This is a genomic window from Methylomagnum ishizawai (genome assembly GCF_019670005.1).
Lineage (GTDB): Bacteria > Pseudomonadota > Gammaproteobacteria > Methylococcales > Methylococcaceae > Methylomagnum > Methylomagnum ishizawai.
The window spans coordinates 1,946,348-1,965,176 of the sequence record NZ_AP019783.1 but is presented as its reverse complement, the minus strand read 5'-3'; the positions used below and the strand labels follow the sequence as shown (position 1 = coordinate 1,965,176).

At 64.6% G+C, this 18,829-nt stretch carries 12 protein-coding genes; 6 read left to right on the top strand and 6 right to left on the bottom strand.

All coding sequences use genetic code 11. The features are described 5' to 3' along the window. Nucleotides 1-63: 63 nt before the first annotated feature. Nucleotides 64-1,209, bottom strand: coding sequence for a hypothetical protein (locus tag K5658_RS09005; RefSeq protein ID WP_221066603.1), 1,146 nt, complete (start codon nt 1,207-1,209; stop codon nt 64-66). Nucleotides 1,210-1,722: 513 nt separating this feature from the next. Here K5658_RS09005 and K5658_RS09000 point away from each other — a divergent pair. From K5658_RS09000 to mtaB, 4 genes are all read left to right on the top strand, one after another. Then, a complete protein-coding gene (locus tag K5658_RS09000; RefSeq protein ID WP_221066602.1) occupies nt 1,723-2,862 on the top strand; it encodes a hypothetical protein in 1,140 nt (379 codons plus the stop codon). A gap of 16 nt (nt 2,863-2,878) precedes the next feature. Further along, nucleotides 2,879-4,774: an Ig-like domain-containing protein gene (locus K5658_RS23935; RefSeq protein ID WP_221066601.1), complete on the top strand. Its 1,896-nt coding sequence runs from the start codon at nt 2,879-2,881 to the stop codon at nt 4,772-4,774. 32 nt (nt 4,775-4,806) lie between these two features. After that, nucleotides 4,807-7,494, top strand: coding sequence for a PKD domain-containing protein (locus tag K5658_RS08990; protein ID WP_221066600.1), 2,688 nt, complete (start codon nt 4,807-4,809; stop codon nt 7,492-7,494). Nucleotides 7,495-7,618: 124 nt separating this feature from the next. Then, entirely contained in the window at nt 7,619-8,896 is a 1,278-nt protein-coding gene (gene mtaB / locus K5658_RS08985; protein ID WP_221066599.1) for a tRNA (N(6)-L-threonylcarbamoyladenosine(37)-C(2))-methylthiotransferase MtaB, read from the top strand. A 128-nt stretch (nt 8,897-9,024) separates the two neighbouring features. Here the strand turns inward: mtaB and K5658_RS08980 are convergent, their stop codons facing one another. After that, a complete protein-coding gene (locus K5658_RS08980; protein WP_221066598.1) occupies nt 9,025-10,413 on the bottom strand; it encodes a sigma 54-interacting transcriptional regulator in 1,389 nt (462 codons plus the stop codon). A gap of 359 nt (nt 10,414-10,772) precedes the next feature. On the opposite strand from K5658_RS08980, the gene K5658_RS08975 reads away from it, so the two are divergent. After that, nucleotides 10,773-11,516 (top strand): ABC transporter permease, encoded by a 744-nt coding sequence (locus K5658_RS08975; RefSeq protein WP_221066597.1) that lies wholly within the window; start codon nt 10,773-10,775, stop codon nt 11,514-11,516. After that, the gene (locus K5658_RS08970) at nt 11,513-12,241 is read left to right on the top strand and encodes an ABC transporter ATP-binding protein (RefSeq protein WP_221066596.1); all 729 of its coding nucleotides are present in this window, start codon (nt 11,513-11,515) and stop codon (nt 12,239-12,241) included. The genes K5658_RS08975 and K5658_RS08970 overlap by 4 nt, the downstream gene beginning before the upstream one ends. A gap of 138 nt (nt 12,242-12,379) precedes the next feature. Here K5658_RS08970 and K5658_RS24175 read toward each other — a convergent pair whose 3' ends face one another. The 4 genes from K5658_RS24175 to nifJ all read right to left on the bottom strand — a co-directional run bounded on the left by K5658_RS24175 (nt 12,380) and on the right by nifJ (nt 18,821). After that, entirely contained in the window at nt 12,380-12,805 is a 426-nt protein-coding gene (locus K5658_RS24175; protein ID WP_425515922.1) for a sigma factor-like helix-turn-helix DNA-binding protein, read from the bottom strand. Then, nucleotides 12,759-13,376: a sigma-70 family RNA polymerase sigma factor gene (locus K5658_RS24170; RefSeq protein ID WP_425515921.1), complete on the bottom strand. Its 618-nt coding sequence runs from the start codon at nt 13,374-13,376 to the stop codon at nt 12,759-12,761. Before K5658_RS24170 ends, K5658_RS24175 begins: the two co-directional genes overlap by 47 nt. Before the next feature lie 776 nt (nt 13,377-14,152). After that, entirely contained in the window at nt 14,153-15,145 is a 993-nt protein-coding gene (locus K5658_RS08960) for a dihydroorotate dehydrogenase-like protein (RefSeq protein WP_221066595.1), read from the bottom strand. Nucleotides 15,146-15,233: 88 nt separating this feature from the next. Continuing rightward, a complete protein-coding gene (gene nifJ / locus K5658_RS08955; protein ID WP_221066594.1) occupies nt 15,234-18,821 on the bottom strand; it encodes a pyruvate:ferredoxin (flavodoxin) oxidoreductase in 3,588 nt (1,195 codons plus the stop codon). Nucleotides 18,822-18,829: the final 8 nt, after the last annotated feature.

The following is an 18,829-nucleotide window of genomic DNA, read 5'->3' as shown; positions in this document are numbered from 1 at the left end:
CGGACGCCACGGCGATCATGTCCAGCACTGGCCGGGCGGTTCGGAACCCGCCGCGAACCGGGCTTACTTGGGGGTGCCGCTGAACTGGATGGTGAAGCTACGCGCCCTGCGGTCCATGTTCTTGTAGCGATCCCAATCGGTGGCGGTGGCGGCGCTGCCATTGAGGCAATTGCCGCTGGCGTCGGTCGCGCAGCCTTCCGGCCCCATGCCGGTCAGCTTGGCGTCGGCTACCAATTGGTTGTAGTCGGCCCGGTTGGCGCCGCCCACGATCAAGGTGTAGACGCCCGGCTTGGTCAGCAGGATCTTGTTGGAATTCAGGACGTTGGTGGACGAGGACGCACCGCGCACGAATTCCAGGCAAGCGCTGTGGTCGGTCAGCGGGGAACCATCGCCGTAGGTCACCTGGGTGACGCTGTTGGCCATCCAGAAACCGCCCGCGCCGCTCGGGCAGGTGCCCGGCGTCTTGAATCCGCCATAGGTGCCCATGTGCTGGGTGGTGCCGGCCGCGATGGCCTGGCTGGGCAGGTTCAAGGAACCGGCATCGGTCGTATAGGGGCGGTTATAGATCGCGTTGCCTTCGGAAGTGGTAGCCCCCGTGCCGATGAAGCGGATGTTCTTGTTCGGGCCGGTGAGATAGGTCTTCTGGCCGGCCGGCAAAGCCGCCTGGGCCCAGGAAGACCATTGGGCGAAGCCGGTGTTGAACGAGCCATAGGCGCCGTCATGGGAAAGATGCGGCACCGCGCCATAGAACAGGTTGTAGGCCGGGTTCAAAGTATCGATGGCCACGGTGCCCAGGGTGCTGCCCGGCATCGTGCTGGTGTAATCGGCGTTGGCGTTGCCGGTGATGCTGAACTGGATGACGGTCGGCTTGGAGATATAGAACCACATGAAACGGCTGTCGTGGCTATTGGCCCAGAGGTTCGGGTTTTGGGCTTCCAGCCAGCCGGCGTTGCCGCTGGCGGTGACGCTGGTCACCACGCTGGCGCAACCCGCGCCCTGGCAGGAAGCGGTGCCCTTGTTACCGGTGGCCACATGCATGACGGTTTCCTCGGCGACGGTACCGCCATTGCCGCCCGGATTGGTGCCGGAATCGTCGTACAGCGCGTGGCCATAGCTGACATGGGCGGAAACCTGGCCGGAAGCCAGGAACAAGGCGGTCATGGCACCCGCGATTTTCGCGGCGCGGAAGAGATTCGTGTTGTTTTTCATAATAAACTTACCTAGTCGCTGTGTTGTGTGGGTTCTGTGTTGCACGATACGGCGATACCCGTGGCGCTCATCGCCCCGCTAAGGTCGAGCGCCGCGGTCTTTCCCCCTCCTCCCGCGCCGAATCCGCAACCCGCCGTTCATCCCCCCAGTCCCACCGTTAGGCGGTCGTGGCAGGCGGCACCGCCAAGCCGGATCCAGCCGGGAAAAGTTCACAGGCCCTAACAATTAACATGCCAGATAAGCCGCGACCGGGGTATGCGTTGCCGGCACCCGCCCCGCAAGCAGACTCAACACTTTGTTTCCGCAAACCCTTTCCGACCCGGGCGCGCCCGCTTCCGGGACTCCCGGCAGGTACCGAGCCGGAGCTTATGCAATTCCCCAAGGGCGTATCGGAATATTGATATGCGTCAAATAACACAGCACATGCGCTATATGGCGAATTTCGCAAGATGGCGGATTTTGCTAGATTATTCATGCACTTAACACCCCACAGCCCCACCGGAACCTCCGACTATGCGCGAACCCTTTTTCCAAGCACGGGCCGTCCTCCGCTTCCCGGTTTCCAGGCCGCTCGGCAAATCCCTGGTGGCCGCGCTGGTGCTAGGCATCGGCGGAGCCGAACCCAAACTCTTCATCGACGGCGTCACCGCCGCCACCACCAAACCCGACCCGGTCCCGCCCACCGTGGAGATCACCGCGGCCGACGGCTCCTCCGTCAAAGGCATCGTCGCCGTCAAGGAAGGCGAAACCGTGACCCTCGATATCAAGGTCTACGACCCCAGGGACACCCAGGGGCTGTACCACGATTTCAGCCTGCAAGCCCTGCCCGCGAACACCCCGCCCGGTGCCAGCCTGGCTTTCAACGCGCTCAAGGGGCTGGGCCGCTATACCTGGACCGCCGTGGAGGGCGACGCCGCCCGCTATCCCAGCACCACGATCACCTTCGTCGCCAGCAACACCTACCTCGGCGGCACCACCAAGCAACAAGTCACCCTATCGCTGGGCGACCTCCCGACCCCGGTCTTCTCCACCGCGATCCCGACCCAACAAACCGCCGAGGTCGGCAAGCGGCTGAAATTCCCGCTGACGGTGAGTTCCCCCAGCAGCAAGGTGCGGATCAAGGCCAGCCGCCTGCCGCCCGGCGCGACCCTCGGACCCACCCGCAAAACCCCCAACACCCAGCAGTGGACCGCCGTCCTCAAATGGAAGCCCAAGGCCAAGCACACCGGCCACAGCTACTCCACGACCTTCACCGCCATCGGCAAGGATGGAAGCACCGCCCTGCAAAGCACCCTGGGCGTCACCTTCACCGCCGCCACCCTGCTCCTCCAGCAAGCCCGGTGGAACGCGGATAGTTCCCAGCTGACGGTGGCCGGCAAGGGACCGAAGGGCCAAAGCATCAGCCTGGGCTTCAGCCCCGGCGGCACGGCGCTCACCAACGTCCCGATCAGCGTGGACGGTCAAGGGCTATGGAGCCACAGCCTCCAAGTCGAAGCGGTCAACGCCCCCTGCGCGGTCCAGGCCCGGACGGGCAACCAAACCGCCACCCTCGCGGTGGATCCGGCCCCCGCGGCCTGCGTGGCCACGCCGGTCTGTACCGATCCCGCGCAGTGGCACCCGGAAGACAGCGGCGCACCCGCCCAATGCATGTAACCAGAGGAATCGAACCATGAAAAAGAACAAGATCATCGGCGCGGGCTTGGCCCTGGCGGGACTGTGCGGCTGGACGGGAATGGCGTCGGCGCACCTTGAATACTACGATTTGAACAAGGGCTACCAGATCAAGGACCGCTCCGACCGGACGCCGGGCGATAGCAGCACCGCCCTGCCCACACTGGACACGGCCCACGACGAAAAGGTCGAAGGCGGCGGGACTTGGCAAATCACCGAAGCCACCGCCGACACCCCCCGGACGGTCTCGGTCACGGTGGACGGCGTGAAACGCTTCTCCTGGATCGCCGGCACCAACCCCAGCCTGGGCGACAGCCACGCGGTGCAGTTCTTCAACTTCCACCTGGACCAGCCGGCCTATGTCCACATCACCTGGACCCAGGGCAGTGACGGCCTGGACCCGGCGTTCACGCTGTATCGGGGCTTGCTGGTCTACTACGGCCACGACGACGCCGAGTCCGACCCGCTGAATCCCCTGGACGCCGCGTTCGCGCCCATCCAGAACGACAAGGACACCGGTACGGTCGCCGATGTCCAGGGCATCGTTTCGCCATTCCGCGACACGGTCTCGCCACAATCGGCCAGCAACAACTTCCAGTTCTACCAAGGCCAATTCAACGCCCTGGACGGCTGGAGCCAAGGCCGCACCGACGGCGATTGGTGGAGCGCGGTCCAATACCTCACCCACCGCAACGACAACCACGGCGGTTTCGAGACCCTGAGCAACCAGTTCCTCCCGGCGGGCGACTACACCATCGCGGCGGGCGGCGCGGCCTGCAACGACAACGCCACCAACAACGCCTGCCGCACCCCTTCGCTCAGCGCCACCCTGACCTTCAGCGCCTCGGCCACGCCCATCGCCGTCAATACGCCGCCGGCCTTCGTCGGCGGCACCACCGCGCTCACGGTCCTGTCCGGTACCACGGTGGACCTCGCCGCCAACCTGCACGTCAGCGACACCGACAGCGGCCAAACCCTCACCTGGACCCCCGTCACGGCCCCGGCCCATGGCAGCCTGGGCTTCAGCAACGCCACCGCCCAATCCGGCAAGACCGATATCACCCCTTACTGTAGCCCACTCATCACCGTGGCCAGCATCGACCCCTTAGACTCCTTATCCAATACCGATAAATGCAGCCTGACCTATACCGCCGACAGCGGCTACCAAGGCACCGACACCTTCACCCTCCAGGTCAGCGACGGGACCGCCAGCGCCGCCCGCAGCTTCACCATCACGGCGGGCGACCCGCTGGTCGCCCCCGGCGTCGCCACCCAACAAAACGCCACCGTCGGCCAACGGCTGATGCTGGACCTACCGATCAGCACCTCCGGCAAAAAGCCCACCCTCAAGGCCAAAGGAGTGCCGCCGGGCGCCACGCTCGGCCCGGTCCACAAAAAGAACGGCCAGTGGGTCGCCACCCTCAAATGGAAGCCCAAGGCCAAACAAACAGGCCGTAGCTACACCGCGAGCTTCACCGCCAAAACCAAGATCGACGGCAAGCCAACCCAGTCCCAGCCGCTGAGCCTCACCTTCGCCGTCCAGGCCGCCGGCGCTTCCCAATCGCTCGCCATCACGGCGGCGCAATGGAACGCCGCCAAGGAACAGTACACCGTGAGCGGCACCGGCCCCACCGGCCAGGCGATCACCCTCGGCTTCCCCGATGGCACCCGACTGACCGGCATCCCCATCACCGTGGACGGCGGCACCTGGCAATACACCGGCAGCGTCGAGGCCAGCAATGTCCCCTGCGCCCTGCTCGCCCAAGCCAATGGCGAATCCACCACGCTCGCCCTGGCCGGAGCCCCGGCCAATTGCGCCGCCAAGGGTCCCACCTGCCCGGACGGCACCGCCTGGGCGGCGGAAACCTCCAGCATGGCCGCCATGTGCATGTGAAGCCCGGGCCCTGCCAAACACGAGCCACCGCAATGAACAAAAACCTGAAACCCCTGGGCCTCGCCATCGCCGCCGCCCTCGGCGGCCCCGTGGCCCAGGCCCACGTCGCCAACCACGACCTCAACCAAGCGCCCAGGCCGGTCACCACCGCCAACGGCCATGCCATCGCCGATCCCTGCGCCGATGCCGCCAGCCTGTGCCAGAGTTCCAACAACTTCACCCGCTACGGCTGGGAAGGCGGCACCACGCCCTTCCTGGAAGATAGCCATTACGTCACCACCAACGCCGACGAGTTCGACTTCCACCTCGACCGGCCTTCCACCGTCACCATCGAAGTCCGCGCCGACAGCGTGGACGGGGCCACGCTCAACCCGGCGTTCAGCGTCTACAAGGGCCTCATGCCCCTAGGCGCCCACGACGACGAGGCCAACAGCGACCCGCTGAACCCCACCGACAACAGCAACGTCAACTACCCGCCCATCATCAGCCCCAAGGACACCGCGCCGGGCGACCCCAACATCGCCCAGTTCCTGGCCCTGCCGGACTACACCACCCCGGCCAACCCGGCCTGGACGGCGGCGGTCGCGGGCCAATACGCCGCGCTCTACACCGCCCACAACGGCTACCGCGACACCTTGAACCACACACCGCTGGGCGATTACTACGCCTCCTACCACGGCCAGTTCGACGCCTTCGGCGATTGGAGCATGGCCAACGACGACGGCGAGTGGGCCGAAATCCACTACATCGCCTCGGTCAGCGAAACGCCTTGCAGCGGCCCGAACTGCGGCACCACGACCACGGGCGGCTTCGAGAACCCCGGCCATGTCCAGGGCAACGCCGGACTTACAGAAACCCTGACCCTGAAGCTGGCGGCGGGCGACTACGCCATCTGGGCCGGCGGCGAATCCGGCGTATGCAGCCAGGGCCAGGGCCGCGGCACCTGCTACAGCGTGGTCGGCGGCACCAAGACCGACACCCTCGACCCCACCATCCCCGGCGTCCGCGCCTATGCGACCGTGCGCATCACCAGCATCGTGCCCATCCCGCCCACGGCCAACGCCGGGGCCGATATCGCGGTCGATGAAAACACCGAGGTCACGCTGTCGGGCGCGCAATCGACCGATGCCCTCGGCGGCCATACCCTCACCTATAAATGGACCCAAACCAGCGGTCCCACCGTGACCCTGCTCGATCCCGCCACCGGACTGGCCTCCAACAGCGTGGCGACCCCCCGCTTCACCGCGCCCCTGGTCGATGCCAACACGGTCCTCGGCTTCGATCTGGTGGTCACCGACGGCAACGGCGTCAACAGTTCGGCGGATAGCGTGGCCGTAACCGTGCGCGACAACGCCAGCGGCCGGCCCAGCGCCAACGCCGGCGCGGACCAAACGGTGGAATCGGGCGCGACCGTGACCCTGGACGGCAGGGGCAGCAGCGACCCCACGCCGGGGCAGGCCGCCAACCTGATCTACCACTGGCAACAAATCGGCACCCCCGCCGTCGCCCTGAGCGCCAACGACAGCGCCGCCGCCCGGCAGACCACCTTCACCGCGCCCGCTGTCGCCGCCAACACCGTATTGAGCTTCAGCCTCACCGTCACCGACCCCGACGGCAACGACAGCGCCGATCCCGCCACCGTCAACATCACGGTGAAAAAGCAGAACCATGCGCCCGTCGCCGACGCCGGCGACGGCCAGACCGTCCGCGCCGGCAGCCTCGTCACCCTCGACGGCGGCAATAGCCAAGACCCCGACGGCGACAGCCTCGGCTACGCCTGGACCGCGCCCGCCGGGATCACCCTATCCGACCCCAAGGCGCAAAAACCCACCTTCGCCGCGCCCTTGGCGCTGGCGGGCCAGACTTTGACCTTCTCGCTCAAGGTCGATGACGGCAAGCTCGACAGCGCCGCCAGCCAGGTCGCGGTCAAGCTCACCGCCGACAACAATCCGCCGACGGTGGCGATCATCCCGCAGACCCTACAGGCCAGCCCAGGCGACAGCGTGACCCTGAACGCCAGCGTCACCGACCCGGACGGCGACGGCATCGCCAGCTACCTCTGGCAACAAACCGGCGGCACGCCCGTGGTGCTGGACAAGGTCGATGGTCCCAGCCTCAGCTTCACCGCGCCCAACCCATCCGTGGTGGACGGCAGCAGCACCCAGCTGAGCTTCAGCCTGACCGCGACCGACGACTTCACGCCCAACCCGCTATCGGCCACCGCCACCACCAACGTGGGCGTGATCCAAAACCTGGGTGTGTTGGATTGCTCCACCGCGACGGCCCAACCCGCCCGCCTGTTCCCGGCCAACAAGGGCATGAAATCCATCGCCATCGTCGGCATCACCACCCCGACCCACTTCGTCCCCACCGGCAGCTACACCGTGGACATCACCGGCGTCACCGCCGACGAGCCGATCAAGGCCAAATCCTCGCCGCATTGGCTGCGGGCGCTGGGCCTCGCCCATGGTACCGGGCCCGCCGCCGTGATCGTCCCGGCCAAAGCCGGCAGCGCCCAGGACAGCGTCCTGCTCCGCGCCGACCGCAAGCGGGGCAAAGCCGCCAATGGCCGGGTCTACACCGTGTATTTCACGGCCACCCCGCCCACCGTGGATGGGGGAGCGGGTTGTTCGGGGACGGTGACGGTCCAAGTCCCCACCGGCCGCGACCGTGCGGCCATCGACGACGGCCAGAACTTCACCCCACAGGGCAGACGCTAGGAACGGGCCGTCCCGCGGCCCCCACCCGGCCCGCCGCGATGGCGGGCCATTTTTTTGTCATGCCACCCCCCAGCCCCCGCCCGTTATAATCCCCGGTTCCCCAACCGATCCCCCTTTCCCAGCCATGCGCATCCATTTCAAAACCCTGGGCTGCCGCCTCAACGAAGCCGAACTCGAAACCTGGGCCCGGCAATTCCAAGCCGAGGGCCACCGCGTGGTGGACGAGGCCGAGACCGCCGACCTGGTGGTGTTCAACTCCTGCGCGGTGACACAGGACGCCGTGCGGAAATCCCGCCATCTCCTGCGCAAAACCGCCCGGGCCAACCCCGCCGCCAAGCTGGTCCTCAGCGGCTGCTACGCCACCCTGAACCGCGAGGAAGCCGAAGGTTTGGGCGTCGATCTGGTGGTCGCCAACGCCGACAAGCACCGGCTGGTCGAAATCGCCCGCGAGCAACTCGACCTCCCCACCCGGCCCGCGCTCGCCACCGAACCCGGCGCGACCGCCCTGTTCCGGCTGGGACGGCACCGCGCCTTCGTCAAGGTGCAGGACGGCTGCCGCCACCGCTGCACCTATTGCATCGTCACCGTGGCCCGCGGCGAGGAGCGTAGCCGCCCCATCGCCGAAATCGTCGGGGAAATCGACGCCCTCCACCGGCAAGGCATACAGGAAGCGGTGCTGACCGGGGTGCATCTCGGCGGCTATGGCGGCGAGATCGGAACGGACCTCGCCGGATTGGTCGCGGCGGTGCTGGAACAAACGGCGATCCCGCGGCTGCGCCTGGGGTCGCTGGAACCTTGGGATATTCCGGCGGGTTTCGTGGATTTATTCCAAAACCCCCGGCTGATGCCGCATCTGCACCTGCCCTTGCAGAGCGGTTCCGACGCGGTGCTGAAGCGGATGGCGCGGCGGTGCCGGACCGGGGATTTCGCGGCATTGGTGGCGGATTTCCGGGCGGCGGTGCCGGACCTGAACATCACCACCGACTTGATCGTCGGGTTTCCCGGCGAGAGCGCGGCGGAATGGGCGGAAACCCTGGATTTCGTCGAGCGGACCGGCTTCGGGGCCATCCATATCTTCGGCTTCTCGCCACGGGCGGGGACGGCGGCGGCGGCGATGCCGAACCCGGTGCCGGGCGAGGTGAAACAGGCGCGGGGGCGGGCTTTGCACGCGCTGGCGGAGCGGCAGCGGCGGGAAACCTTGGCGGGTTACGTGGGGCGGGAGTTTCCGGTGTTATGGGAAGGCGTGCGCCGCGAGGACGATGGGCGCGGGGTGATCTATGGGTATACGCCGAATTATCTGCGGGTGGGGATGGCGGTTTCCGGGGATTGCGATTTGAGCTATCGGGTGACCACGGTGAAAGCGGTGGGCCTGGGGGATGGGGGCGATTGTCTTTGGGCCTGAACCCGCGTAGCCCGGATGGAACACGGTGGAATCCGGGAGCCTGGGCGGAGTGCCGACGTTCCCGGATTACTTTCGCTTCATCCGGGCTACGCCGCAACCATCAATTCAAGCTCAAGCTGGTCGAAGCACTACCCCACCACCTCCGAAACCTCCCCTTCCGACCCTTCGGGAGGGGTCTTGAACAGGGCCGGATTCATCCCATGCCGGCTCAACAACCGATAGAACTCGGTGCGGTTACGCTTGGCCAGCTTGGCGGCCTGGGTGACATTGCCATGGGTCATCTGCAATAGCCTAATCAGGTAATTGCGCTCGAATTGGTCCCGCGCCTCCTGCAAGGGCAGGAACGCGGCCGGCTCGTCCTTGAGCGCCCGCTGCACCAGGGTCAGCGGAATCAAGGGCGTGGTGGACAAGGCCACGCATTGTTCCACCAAGTTGCGCAACTGCCGCACATTGCCCGGCCAATCGAAACCCACCAGCACCTCCATGGCCTCCGGCGCGAACCCCTTCACCCGGTCGCCATAGGTCTCGGCCAATTCCCGGATGAAATGCGCCGCCAACAGCGGAATATCCTCCTGGCGCTGGGCCAGCCGGGGCAGGCGCAAAGTCACCACATTCAGCCGGTAATACAGGTCTTCGCGGAAATTCCCCTCCGCCATCGCCTTGTCCAGATCGGCATGGGTGGCGGAAATGATGCGGACATCCACCGTCTCGTCCTCGGTGGCCCCGACCGGGCGCACCTTCATCTCCTGCAAGGCCCGCAGCAGCTTGACCTGGAACGAACGCGGCATGTCGCCGATCTCGTCCAGGAACAAGGTGCCGCCATCGGCGGCGCGGAACAGCCCCTTGTGATCGCGGGTCGCGCCGGTGAACGCGCCCTTGCGGTGGCCGAACAATTCGGATTCGAGCAGGTTTTCGGGGATGGCGCTACAGTTGACCGCGACGAAGGAACCGTCGCGGCGGGTGCTGGCGTCGTGGATGGCGCGGGCGAGCAGTTCCTTGCCGGTGCCGCTCTCGCCGCCGATGAACACGCTGGCCTTGCTCTGGGCGATGCGCTGGGCCTGGCTCAGGAGTTCTTCCATGGCCGGGCTTTGGGTGAGGATGGCTTTGCGCCATGGGTCCGGGTCCGCGCCGCCGCTCTCGACCAGGCCGATGCGGGTGGCCTCCTGGATCAGTTCGACCAGTTCCTCCTTGTCCACCGGCTTGGCCAGGAAACCGAACACCCCGCGCCGGGTGGCGTGGACCGCGTCGCCGATGGTGCCATGGGCGGTCATGAGGATGACGGGCAAGGTGGGATATTGCGAATGCAGGGCGTCGAACAGGCCCATGCTGTCCATGGCCTCGCCGCCGAGGTCGGCGACCACCACATGGGGCCGGAACACCGACACCCGCGACAGCGCCGCCACGCCGCTGTCCACCGTTTCCAGATCGAAACCCGCGGCGGTCAGGCGCAGCGCCAGCCTGCGCAGCGCGTCGATATCGTCGTCCGCCAGCAAAACCCGCGTCCGTGTTTCTACCATCGTCGTTCATCCTGGTGTTCGCCCCGGACGGCCAGGGAAAAACCGCCGGATGCGGGCGTCCGTGATCGCTTCGGACCATGGCAGGCTCGGGGGAATGTGCGCCGCACGGCAAGGATGGCGACCTTGGGACCGGATGCCGGGCGGGGGTCTGGAAACCCCTGTTCCCGGCGCAATCTTCCTTGATATGGCGGGACCATACTAACACGGCGCACCGGAGCCGGTCCCATCCTGGCCGGGAAATCCCACCCCCACGGCGCGGGATAACGCCCTCATGGCCGCGTGAAAGGCTTTAAAATAGCGCCTCCCGGCGGAGCGGCGAACCCGGTCCCGCCCCATCCCGGAACAGCCACCCACCGACCATGCCCAAAGCCCTGACCCATCCCCTGGCCTCCATCGCCGCCTTCGGCCTGCTATGGCAGTTCGCCGCCCTGGCCGCCGCCAATCCGGCCCTGCCGCCGCCCTCCACGGTCGCGGCGGTGCTGCTGGCCGAAATCCGCTCCGGCCAATTGCCCTACCATCTGGGCGTGACCCTGGCCCGGCTCGCGGCCAGCTTTGTGCTGGCGATGGGCTTGGGGACCGCCATCGGCATCCTGCTGGGCCGCCATCCCAAGCTGGACCGCTTCTTCGATAGCTGGCTGGTGTTGTTCCTCAACATCCCGGCCCTGGTGACCATCATCCTGTGCTACGTCTGGTTCGGGCTGGTGGAAAGCGCCGCCATCGCCGCCGTGGTCATCAACAAGCTGCCCAATGTCATCGTCACCGTGCGCGAGGGCACCCGCAACCTCGACCGCGATCTCCTCGAAATGGCCGGGGTCTACCGCTTCGGGCGGATCAAAACCTTGCGCCATGTGATCTGGCCCCAGCTTTATCCCTTCGTCATCGCCGCCTCGCGCACCGGGCTGGCCCTCATCTGGAAAATCATCCTGGTGGTGGAACTCCTGGGCCGCAGCAACGGCATGGGCTATCAATTGCACCTGTTCTTCCAAATGTTCAACGTCCCCGCCATCCTGGCCTATACCCTCGCCTTCGTGGTGGTGGTGCAGTGCATCGAACTCTGGGTCTTGAAACCCTTGGACCGCCACGCCGCGAGGTGGCGGCGATGACCCAGGTCCACATCGAAATCCGCGACAAAACCTATCGCGGCCATTCATCCGGCCCCACGCTGCGGGATTTGCGGCTGGACTTGGCCTCGGGCGAATTCGTCTGTCTGGTCGGGCCTTCGGGCTGCGGCAAAACCACCCTGCTCAACCTCCTGGCCGGGCTGGACCGCGACTACAGCGGGGAAATCCGCATCGGCGCGGCGGGGACCGTGCCGCGCATCGGCTATGTGTTCCAAAACCCGAGGCTCCTGCCCTGGCGCACGGTGCGGGAAAACATCGCCCTGGCCCTGCCCGCCGGGACGGACCCCGCCTATGTCGATCATCTGTTCGAGGTGGTGGGCCTTACGGAGGCCCGCGATGCCTACCCGGAACGGCTGTCGCTGGGCATGAGCCGCCGGGCCGCGCTGGTGCGGGCCTTCGCGGTCAATCCCGACCTGCTGCTGATGGACGAGCCGTTCGTGTCGCTGGACCCGCCGACCGCCCGCCGGGTGCGCGAACTGGTGATCGCGCTGTGGCGGGAGCGCCCGCATACGGTGTTGTTCGTCACCCACGATTTGCGCGAGGCGGTGGAACTGGCGGATCGCTTGGTGTTCTTGGCGGCCGGCCCTGCGCGGGTGCTGGGCGAGGTGCGGGTGGATTTGGCGCGGGAAGGGCGGGACGAAGGAGCGGTGGAGGCGTTCCGGCGGGGCTTGTACGAGGATTATCCGGGGATACGGGCGTTGTTATAGCGGGAGGTTTTTGCGAGATGAATACCGTGTTCGAAGAAAAAATCGGGGGAGAGTATCAGGCGGGAGGAAAGGACGGCAGCGAAGGATGCGGAAGAATCCGGATCGTCCCTGACCCGGCCCAAGCAGGAAGGAAAAGAATCAGCTAAAAATCACTTCGGCGGTATAACCCTCGGTCTCCAGGATTTCCCGGAGGCGGCGCAGGGTCTCCATCTGGATTTGCCGCACGCGCTCGCGGGTCACGCCCATCACCGCCGCCACCTCCTCCAGGGTCGAAGCCTCGAACCCCCTGAGGCCATAACGCCGCGATACCACTTCCTGCTGCTTATCGGTCAACTGGTCCAGCCATTCGCCGATGCTGGACGCGATACGTTCGCTTTGCAGCATATCGGGCAGCGAAGGCTTGTTCTCCTCGGTCAGGCATTCCACCAGCGACTTCTCGGAATCCTTCTTCACCGGCACGTCGATGGACGTGACGCGCTCGTTCAGCTTGAGCATCTTTTCCACCGTCTTGATCGGCTTATCCAGATGCTTCGCCACGTCCTCGGCGCTGGGATCGTGGTGCAAGCGGCTCGCCAATTGCCGGTAGCCGGTAGGCCTTGAGGTAGACGTTCATCTCCTTCACCACATGGATCGGCAGGCGAATGGTGCGGGTCTGGTTCATCAAGGCGCGTTCGATGGTCTGGCGTATCCACCAGGTGGCGTAGGTGGAAAACCGGAAACCCCGGTCCGGCTCGAACTTCTCCACCGCCCGGATCAGCCCCAGATTGCCTTCCTCGATCAGGTCCAGCAAGGGCAGCCCCCGGTTCAGATAGCGGCGCGAAATCTTCACCACCAAGCGCAGATTGCTCTCGATCATTTTCTTACGGGCGGCCGGGTCGCCCCGGAGGGCCAGGTTCCCGTAGTATTTTTCCTCGTCGGCGGTCAGGAGTTGGGACGCGCCCAGTTCCTTCAAATACAGACGGGTGGCATCGTACTGGTAGTCCGGCCCCACGTCGTCGAAATCGGAGTCGCTCCAACCGGAGCCTTCCGGGCCACTCTCGTCCTCCACATCGACTTCTTCCACGAAGGTCGCGATCTCATCGAATAGGGCCGGCTCGCCATAGGGCTTCATTTCGTCGATGGCCTGTTCAGACATACCAAAGCTCCACAGGGATAGTTTGAAAGTAAACACTGGCTTTCTCCGGTCCGAATATGTCATCGATGTTTTAGCTAAAGGATGCCAGGACGCAAAGGGGTCCCAGCGTAAAGCTATTGTGCATCGCGACACGGATGTCGGGTGTGAACTACCCAACAATTTCCATCCCCAAGACACCCATGCCCAAGACGGTGCATTCAGTACCGGAAACGGGCGCAGAGGATTGGAAACCCGGAATGGCTTGGACCTTGTTACGGCCAAGCACAGAACTTCTTTAGAGATATTTTTCACCTTTTTCCGTCTCGTATCAAATTATTTATTTATGGCTAGCCGAATAATACACTCAAGCTAGATGTCAACCTCGTATAACTACCCGTTGCCGTCGAAAAAAGCCCGTCCAAACCACCGCGGCGGGACTGGCCCGGTCATTCGGCCCAACCGCGTCACAGCGTCGGCATCAACATAAAAATTATCTTAAAAAACAAATATTTAAATTACACTCACAGCCCGTTCCGGCATCGGAGCGGCGCTGCTGCAAAATCAAAGCACAGGGGAATTATCAAGCCATGGACAACAGAATCCGCCTTTGGATCATCCGTTGTTTGGAAGGGATTTCGATGTCATCCAAGCCGACATTCACGGTGGTTTTGGTGGGAAGCTGGGACGGGTAAGTCATGGCGGGAGGGCCGGAATCTCGCTGGGGAATGTCGGGGGGAAATCCACCGGCCTGGATTACCCCCGTAGAAATACCGGGCTATCTGCGTAGTAACACTAGGTCAACGGTAACTTTCGAGAATCTTGATGTAATTGGCCCGTTCGAACGCGAGGGGATCGGCGACCTTGGCATGGCTCATGACGCCGCGCAGGGACGCCACGGAATCGAAACCGCGCTCTTCGACCCAAGCGCCCAGCCCGGCCAACAGTTGGGCGATATAGCCGGGCCCGTTGCGGAGCAGGGCCGCCGTGGTCATCACGGCGTCGGCCCCGGCCAAGAGGTACTTGACCACTTCCAGCGAAGTCTCCACGCCACGGGTCGCGCCCAGCGAAGCGTTCAGCTTGCCGTACAGCAAGGCGATCCACAGCAGGGGCAGGCGGATTTCTCCGGCTTGGCTGAGTTTCAGCGTCGGGGCGACCTCCAGGGTGTCGATGTCGAAATCGGGCTGGTAGAAGCGGTTGAACAGCACCAGGGCGTCGGCCCCCGCCGCGTCCAGTTGTTTCGCCATATGGCCGAAGGCGCTGAAGAAGGGGCTGAGCTTCATCGCCACCGGGATGGACACGGCCTGTTTGACCAGCTTGAGGCTGTCGAGATAGCGCTGTTCGACCTCCTGGCCCGTGATATCCAGATTGGCCTCGATGGCGTAGAGGTTGAGTTCCAGGCCGTGGGCACCCGCCTGTTGCAACTGGCGGGCGTATTCGATCCAGCCCTCGCTGGTGACGCAGTTGATGCTGGCGATGATGGGAATATGGGTGGACTCGGCGGCGCGGCGCACCAGGTCGAGATAGGCGTCGGGACCGACCGCGAAGTCGTCGCCGACCTCCGGGAAATAACTCAGGGATTCGGCGAAGCTCTGCGCCCCGTGCGAGAGCAGCCGGTCGAAGGCGGCGTTCTCGCGGCGGATTTGCTCCTCGAACAAGGAAAACATCACGATGGCCGCCGCGCCGCCGTCTTCGAGGCGGCGGATGCCGTCGAGGCTCTCCGACAGCGGCGAGGCCGAGGCGATGATGGGATGTTTCAGCTTCAGGCCCATGTATTGGGTGCTTAGGTCCATTCGGAATACCCCTTTAAAACGTTGTTGTATCGCCGGGCGCGGATTACCAAGCCCAGGCCTGGAAATCCGCGCCGTGCCGGATAGGCGGCTATTTCAGCTTCACGCTGGCATCCGGGTGGAACTGCCCACCGCCCCGCGTCGCCATTTCCTCGTACACCTGCCATTTCTGCCGCAGCACCTGCTGGGCCATGCCCATCAGCTTCTCGTATTCCTCGGGATGGGTGCGGCTCAGCATCTTGTAGCGCAGTTCGTTCTGGGCGTAGTCCTTGAACTTGATCCGGGGACGGGGCGAATCCAATACGAAGGGATTCCTATCGGTTTCGCGCAGGGCCGGGTTATAGCGCAGCAAGGGCCAATAGCCCGAAGCCACCGCCCTATCCTGCTGCTGCAAGCCTTGGCGCATGTCGATGCCGTGGGCGATGCAATGGCTATAGGCCAGGATGATCGACGGCCCCGGATAGGCCTCGGCCTCGCGGAAGGCCAGGAGCGTCTGTTGCGGATTGGCCCCCATGGCGATGCGGGCGACGTAGACATTGCCGTAGGCCATGGCCTGCAAGGCCAAATCCTTTTTCGCCACCGTTTTACCGGCGGCGGCGAATTTGGCGACGGCCCCGAGCGGCGTGGCCTTGGACGATTGCCCGCCGGTATTGGAATACACCTCGGTATCCAGCACCAGCACATTCACATTGCGCCCCGACGCCAACACATGGTCCAACCCGCCCGAGCCGATGTCGTAGGCCCAGCCATCGCCGCCGACGATCCAGATGCTGCGCCGCACCAGCTGATCGACCACCGACAGCAAATCCTTGGCGGCTTCGTCGTCGCGTAGCATCAAGGCGGCTTTCAACTTCGCCACCCGTTCGCGTTGGGCGCGGATTTGGGATTCGGTGAGTTGCGGCGCGGCGAGGATTTCATCGACCAGGGCGGGCCGTTCCAGCGTGTCCTTGAGTCCGGTCGCCAAGCGTTGGGCCAAGCTCAAATGCTGGTCCGCCGTCAGCCGGAAACCCAGGCCGAATTCGGCGTTGTCCTCGAACAGCGAATTCGACCACGCCGGCCCCCTGCCCTCGCCATCGGTGGTCCACGGCGTGGTCGGCAGGTTGCCGCCATAGATCGAAGAACAGCCGGTGGCATTGGCGACGATGAGCCGGTCGCCGAACAACTGCGAGAGCAAGCGCACATAAGGCGTTTCGCCGCAGCCCGCGCACGCCCCGCTGAACTCGAACAAGGGTTGCAGGAACTGCGCCCCGCGCACCGACGAGAAATCCACGCGGGCGCGGTTGTTGACCGGCAGCGTCTCGAAGAAACCGATGTTTTCGCGGTCCTTCGTCGGCACCGGGTCTTTCGGTTTCATATTGATGGCTTTCACGCCGCTTTCCTTGAGGCTCTTGGCCGGGCAGACCTCGACGCACAGGCCACAGCCGGTGCAGTCTTCGGTGTACACCTGCAAGGTGTAGCGGGTTTCCGGGAAGCCGCGGGCGCTGATGGGCGTGGACTGGAAGCTTTCCGGCGCACCGGCGAGTTGGTCCTGGTGGTAGAACTTGGCGCGGATCACGCTATGCGGGCAAACGAAGCTGCAATTGCCGCATTGGATGCAAATATCCGGCTCCCACATCGGCACGGACTGGGCGATGTTGCGCTTTTCCCACTGGGTGGTGCCGGAGGGATAGGTGCCGTCCAACGGCACCTGGCTGACCGGCAATTCGTCACCGCGCCCGGCCATCATCATGGCCGTCACCTTCCGCACGAACTCGGGCGCATCGGGCGACACCACCGGCGGCAGTTCGATGGGACTGCTGGCCTCGGCGGGCACGCTCACTTCGTAGAGATGGGCCAAGGTCTGGTCCACCGCCTCGAAGTTCTTCCGCACCACGTCCTCGCCCTTCTTGCCGTAGGTCTTCTTGATCGCCTCCTTGATCTTGGCGATGGCGGCTTCACGCGGCAGCACGCCGGACAGCGCGAAGAAACAGGTCTGCATGATGGTGTTGGTACGCCCGGCCATGCCGGTATCCCGCGCCACCTTGGCGGCGTCGATCACGTAGAACTTGAGCTGCAAGTCGATGATGCGCTGCTGCATTTCGCGGGGCAGCCGGTCCCAAACTTCGTCGGCACCGTAGGGACTGCTGAGCAGCAAGGTCGCGCCGGGCTTGGCGTTGGCCAGCACGTCGAGCTTTTCCACGAAGTTGAATTGATGGCAGCCGATGAAGCTGGCCTTTTGGATCAAGTACGGCGCTTCGATGGGTTCCGGCCCGAAGCGCACATGCGACACCGTGCGGGAGCCGGATTTCTTGGAGTCGTAGACAAAATAGCCCTGGGCATAAAGGTCGGTGGATTCGCCGATGATCTTGATGCTGTTCTTGTTCGCGCCGACGGTGCCATCCGCGCCCAGGCCGAAGAACAAGGCGCGGACCACATTATCCGGCTCGATATCGAAACCGGCGTCGTACTCCAGGCTGGTGAACGACACATCGTCGTGGATGCCGACCGTGAAATGATTCTTGGGTTCGTCCTTGGCGAGTTCGTCCAGCACCGCCTTCGCCATGCCGGGATTGAATTCCTTGGACGACAAGCCATAACGCCCGCCGATGATGCGCGGCAGATTCGGCAACTTGCCGCCGAGATAGGCTTCGGCCAGGGTGGACACCACATCGCCATAAAGCGGCTCACCGGAAGAACCGGGCGCTTTGAGGCGGTCCAGCACCGCGATGGCGCGGCAGGTCTTGGGCAGCGCTGCCAGGAAATGTTCCGCCGAGAACGGCAGGCATAGCCTGACATGGATCACACCGACCTTTTCGCCCTGGGCCTCCAGATAACGCACGGTTTCGCGCAAGGTGTAGACCCCGGAACCCATGATGACGGCGACGCGCTCGGCCTCGGGATGGCCGTAATAATCGAACAGGTGGTACTTGCGGCCCGTGAGTTCGCCGAAGCGGTCCATGACCTGCTGCACGGCGGCGGGCAACTGGGCGTAGAACGGGTTCACCGTCTCGCGGCCCTGGAAATACACGTCCGGGTTCTGCGCCGTGCCGCGGATGAAGGGATTGTCGGGATTGAGGCCACGCGCCCGGTGCGCCCGGACGAGGCTTTCGTCGATCATGGCCCGCATCTGTTCATCGGGGATGAGATGCAACTTGCTGACTTCATGGGAAGTGCGGAAACCATCGAAGAAATGCACGAACGGCACCCGTGTCGCCAGGGTTGCGGCCTGGGCGATAAGGGCCATATCGTGGGCTTCCTGCACCGAGGCCGAACCGAGTTGGGCGAAGCCGGTATGCCGCACCGCCGCCACGTCGGAATGGTCGCCGAAGATCGACAAGCCCTGCGCCGCCAGCGCCCGCGCCGCGACGTGGAACACCGTCGGGGTGAGTTCCCCGGCGATCTTGTACATGTTGGGGATCATCAACAGCAGCCCTTGCGAGGCCGTGAAGGTGGTGGTGAGCGCCCCGGTCTGCAACGCGCCGTGGACCGCGCCGGCGGCCCCGCCTTCGCTCTGCATCTCGACGACCAGGGGGATTTCGCCCCAGATATTCTTCTTGCCTTCGGCGGACCATTGGTCGGCCAGTTCGGCCATGGTGGAGGAGGGCGTGATCGGGTAGATCGCGCAGACTTCGTTGACTCGGTAGGCGACGTAAGCGACGGCTTCGTTGCCTTCCAGGGTGATGACTTGGGATTTTGTCATCGGATTAC

What these genes read in the sequence shown, in the direction of transcription:
- K5658_RS08990 (WP_221066600.1), top strand. Translation starts at nt 4,807, where the DNA reads ATGAACAAAAACCTGAAACCCCTGGGCCTCGCCATCGCCGCCGCCCTC.
- K5658_RS23935 (WP_221066601.1), top strand. Translation starts at nt 2,879, where the DNA reads ATGAAAAAGAACAAGATCATCGGCGCGGGCTTGGCCCTGGCGGGACTG.
- K5658_RS08980 (WP_221066598.1), bottom strand. Translation starts at nt 10,413, where the DNA reads ATGGTAGAAACACGGACGCGGGTTTTGCTGGCGGACGACGATATCGAC.
- K5658_RS08975 (WP_221066597.1), top strand. Translation starts at nt 10,773, where the DNA reads ATGCCCAAAGCCCTGACCCATCCCCTGGCCTCCATCGCCGCCTTCGGC.
- K5658_RS08960 (WP_221066595.1), bottom strand. Translation starts at nt 15,145, where the DNA reads ATGGACCTAAGCACCCAATACATGGGCCTGAAGCTGAAACATCCCATC.
- nifJ (WP_221066594.1), bottom strand. Translation starts at nt 18,821, where the DNA reads ATGACAAAATCCCAAGTCATCACCCTGGAAGGCAACGAAGCCGTCGCT.
- mtaB (WP_221066599.1), top strand. Translation starts at nt 7,619, where the DNA reads ATGCGCATCCATTTCAAAACCCTGGGCTGCCGCCTCAACGAAGCCGAA.
- K5658_RS24170 (WP_425515921.1), bottom strand. Translation starts at nt 13,376, where the DNA reads ATGTCTGAACAGGCCATCGACGAAATGAAGCCCTATGGCGAGCCGGCC.
- K5658_RS08970 (WP_221066596.1), top strand. Translation starts at nt 11,513, where the DNA reads ATGACCCAGGTCCACATCGAAATCCGCGACAAAACCTATCGCGGCCAT.
- K5658_RS09000 (WP_221066602.1), top strand. Translation starts at nt 1,723, where the DNA reads ATGCGCGAACCCTTTTTCCAAGCACGGGCCGTCCTCCGCTTCCCGGTT.
- K5658_RS09005 (WP_221066603.1), bottom strand. Translation starts at nt 1,209, where the DNA reads ATGAAAAACAACACGAATCTCTTCCGCGCCGCGAAAATCGCGGGTGCC.